The following is a 4173-nucleotide window of genomic DNA, read 5'->3' on the forward strand; positions in this document are numbered from 1 at the left end:
AGCACCTGCGATTTCTGTTCCACCAAGGCTAACCTTGCTAAAGGTAATCTTACGTGGGCTATCGTCATCTTTATCAGTGACTTTGATTGTTGAACCATCAGTTACGACTGTATTGTCCTCGCCTTTAGCATCCTTGGTACCAACATTGGTAACTTTAACTGTGCCATCATAGTTAACTTGGAAAGTGATATCCGTTACTTTGAGGTATCCAGTTGGGGCTGCTTCCTCATGGAAGGTGTAAGTACCTGGGGCCAAGCTCAATTCTTTAGACTTACCAGCTTCTGAAGTCCAGCTTTCTACAGCTGTGCCTTCTGCCTTATCGCCTTTGAAGATCTTGATTTGTGCTCCTGCGATTTCAACTCCACCAAGACTAATTTTACTGAACGTGATTTTACGAGCTACATCGTCATCTTTATCAGTAACTGTCAGAGTTGAATTTTGGGCTACAACACGATTGTCTTCACCTTTAGAATCTTTTTCACCTACTTTTGTCACTTCAACAGTACCGTTAGGTTTAACTTGGAAAGTGATATCCGTTACTTTGAGGTAACCAGTTGGGGCTGCTTCCTCATGGAAAGTGTAGATGCCTGGTTCAAGATTCAGTTGCTTAGGTTGGTCAGTTGAAGTCCAGCTTTCTACGGCTGTGCCTTCTGCCTTGTCGCCCTTGTAGATCTTAATCTGTGCACCAGCGATTTCATTCCCTCCAAGGTTTACCTTACTGAAGGTAATTGGTTTTGGACTAGTATCCTCTTTATCGGTAATAGTCAGAACTGGACCAGCTGCAAGAACAGTGTCATCAGCTCCCTTATTCTTAATAGTGGTAGAACCGTCAGCATTAACAGTAAAAGTAATATCTCCTACAATTTGATATCCCTCTGGAGCATCGAACTCTCTTAGAGTGTAGGTCCCTGGTGCCAGCTTAATCACTTTAGAAGCGTCAGCTACAGTAGTCCAGTCTGCAACAGGTGCCTCTTCAAGATTGACTGTATCTCCGCTATAGATTTTAAGTTCCGCACCTGGGATTTCTTTCCCATTTGGATCCACCTTTTTGAAAGTAATCTCTTTCTCAGTTGGTGTCTTTGGAGGTGTCTTCTTATTTTCAATTCGACGTTCTACAGATTTGTCTGAGCCAAACTCATCTGGAGAAATTTTAATATCTTCAGTTAGTTTGTCATAGCCAAAAGGAGCGGTTACTTCACGAATCGTATAGTTATCTCGTAGCAATCTACCTACACTAGCGTTACCATCAGGACCTGTTGTCAATCGTCCAACAACGGCTTGGTTACGATCACGAATTACTTCAAAAACTGCACCTTGCAAAGGTTGGCCTGCTTCGTCTACCTTATGAATTTTAATGGTGAAAACATATCCTTCCGCAACACCACCTGCAATCTGGTAGGTACGTGTGCTGGTTGATTGTTCATTCTCACTTCCATTGTAGCTCATGTTGGCTACGTTCGTGATTTCCTCACCATCGACTAGATCATAATTCGCTTTAGCTCGATACTCGATCATATAACCAAAACCATTAGTATCTCCTAAAGGAAGGGTGAAACCATCACCATTCGCATTTACCACTAGTTGGTTTTTAAAGGTTTCAGTCATATCCTGAGCATCGGACCATTTCCAGTCTCCGTTATTCCAGCTCCAGTTTACTTTATAAATACGAAAAGTATCTGGTAGGAATGTCATATTTGGAGAAGAGAAAGCATCTTTGATAGTGACATCACTGTAGTTCGCCATATTGCGGTTTACAGTAATGTTATAACGGATTACATTTTTCTCGTCATCCTTGAATTGGAAGGAACTCTTTTCAATTTTAGAGTCGTATTTCCCTGGAGGGCCGTTATAACGGATCTTTCCTGCAAATAGAACTCTATGGCCTACTGTAACGTTGACATCAACGTCTTTTTCTTCTGAAACAACGTCATGGTCAACTCGGACATAGACAAAGAATTTCCCCCTAACGCCAGAATTATTCTCAACAAATTTTGTATAAGTGAGAGTAATTGTTTTGCTATCTGCATCTAAACGACCAGTAGCTACAAGATTGTTAGAAGCATCTCGTAATTCAATGTCTGAAGAGTTTGAAAATGTAATCTCTGATGGCAATTGAAGTGTTGTTGTATCACCTTCATGCACCGTATTATCTGGCAAAACAAAATCTGCAGTAAGACGGAATTCTTGCCAAATATCCAACCCTTGCGTTAAAGCTTCACCAGATCTGTTTTCAACACCAACACTAGTGATAACATCATTATACTCTGCCGCACGTACTTGCGTAAGAGGGGCAAACGATTGGAGAATAACTCCCAAACAAAGAATAAGAATCTGAATCCAAGATCTTATTTTCTTGTTCATTTAATCTTCCTTTCTTATAATATTCAGTTGTAAATGTACAATGTAATAGTAAACTAAATGATTGTCCCCAACTAATCACCATTCTCCTTTTTCAAGTGAAAATTATTAGCCACATTACATACACATTTTATCATACTATGAAGAAAAAGGCTAGGACTATCAAACAAATTTTTACAGAATAATTTATTTTTTCTCTCTATTAAGAAATGATCCTTTTCCTTTAAATTTACTCGTTGACAAGCCAGTATATACCAGTTAAAAACCAATACGATAAACAGTATTTTTTTTGCACATTTTATTTTAAAAATGCATTTTCACTTATTTAAATACGTCTTTTAGGATTGCATTGTTTATGCCAACATTACTAAATGATTTTTCTGTCATAAAAAAGACCAGGAAAACCTGGTCTTTCTTAGTCACCACTAGATTCATATTCTAGCTAGTGCCTCTAATCTTCTTTTTTACCTTTAGTGGCCACTAGACCTGCACTCAAGCCAAGAAGAGCTAGGCCTGCTGCTAGAGCTGCTTGACTTTCTGCACTTCCTGTATTTGGTAACTGTTCTTTTTGAACCTGACTAGCTTCATTTGAAGAAATTTCTTTTGTATCTGCTTTTTCTGATACTTGTGGTTTTGTAGATTTTTGAGGTACTGGTTTAGTTGTTTCACTAGCCGTACCAACTTCTACAATGCGATCTTGAGCCATGACTTTATCATAGCTTTCTTTTTCAGTTCGCTTGCCATTTTCAACTTCGATCAAGTGAACACGGATACCTTTTTGACCTTCTTGGAGAACACGAGTTTGACCCAATGGAAGCTGATCATTCTTTTGTTCCTGAACCTTGAAATCAATTGTTTCTTCTTCGATTACAAGTTCTGGTCTGTTAAGGACTAGGTTCTTCACTTCATCTTCTGGAAGAGAAGTTCCTGGTTTAGTGCCAACTTCTACTATACGATCTTGAGCAGCGACTTTATCGTAAGTTTCTTTAAGCTGACGTTTTCCATTTTCCACTTCAATCAAGTGAAGACGAATACCTTTTTGACCTTCTTGTAGGACACGAGTTTCTCCTAGGTACAACTTATCAGACTTACGCTCCTGAACCTTGAAGTCGATGGTTTCTTCTTCGACTATAAGTTCGGGTCTGTCGAGGACAAGGTTCTTCACTTCGTCTTCCGGAAGAGAGGTTCCTGGTTTTGTTCCGACCAAGACGATGCGGTCTGTCGGAGTCTCTACCACTTCACGGAGTTTTTCTTCCTTACTTCCACTAGGATTAACCGCTGTGAAGATCCGTTCCTTACCAACTTTTCCTTCTTGTTCTACACGAGTTTCTCCTAGATACAGCGTTGAATCCTTTTTCTCAACTGTCTTGTAAGCCAAATCTTTTTCAACAAATTCGAGTTTTGGAAGTTCTTCTTGTACAGCAGCAACAGTCTTCTCAGAAACTGGTTTTTCCTTAGTCAACTGGATACGGTATTCCTTGACTTGTTTCCCACTTTCTGAAACAAGGCGAACAAGTACTGGAAGGCTATCGTCTCCGCTATCTACAACTGTTGAAGCTACTTGATTACTTTCTTCGACTGAGACTTTTGGACGTTGACCTTTATAGGTGATTTGGTAGTCTTGACGATCTTCAGCGAAGTCAGGAAGCTCTTTTCCATCCACAAGAATTTTTGATTGGGTACTTTCTTGAGGCAATTCACTCGGTGCAAGGAAGGTCATCTCAATCATCGCAACACCGCTCTTGTCTGCTTTACGCTCCATACGCCATCTCATGGCTTTAGCTTTGACAGCTTTAAATGTTACGTTGATTCATC

General features: G+C 39.9%; 2 protein-coding genes and 1 pseudogene. All 3 read right to left on the reverse strand.

The window, feature by feature from the left end; genetic code table 11:
- The coding region (locus HMPREF0849_RS06355; protein WP_001035135.1) for a SpaA isopeptide-forming pilin-related protein at positions 1-2361 on the reverse strand (2361 nt) is incomplete at its 3' end.
- Between the two features lie 448 nt (positions 2362-2809).
- Positions 2810-3262: a G5 domain-containing protein gene (locus HMPREF0849_RS10815; RefSeq protein ID WP_442852090.1), complete on the reverse strand. Its 453-nt coding sequence runs from the start codon at positions 3260-3262 to the stop codon at positions 2810-2812.
- A gap of 26 nt (positions 3263-3288) precedes the next feature.
- Positions 3289-4168 (reverse strand): annotated as a pseudogene (locus HMPREF0849_RS10820) (G5 domain-containing protein); the annotation flags it as partial.
- Between the last annotated feature and the right edge of the window lie 5 nt (positions 4169-4173).

Origin of the sequence: Streptococcus sp. C300 (genome assembly GCF_000187645.1) — a bacterium.
In the GTDB taxonomy this organism is placed as follows: domain Bacteria; phylum Bacillota; class Bacilli; order Lactobacillales; family Streptococcaceae; genus Streptococcus; species Streptococcus oralis_CQ.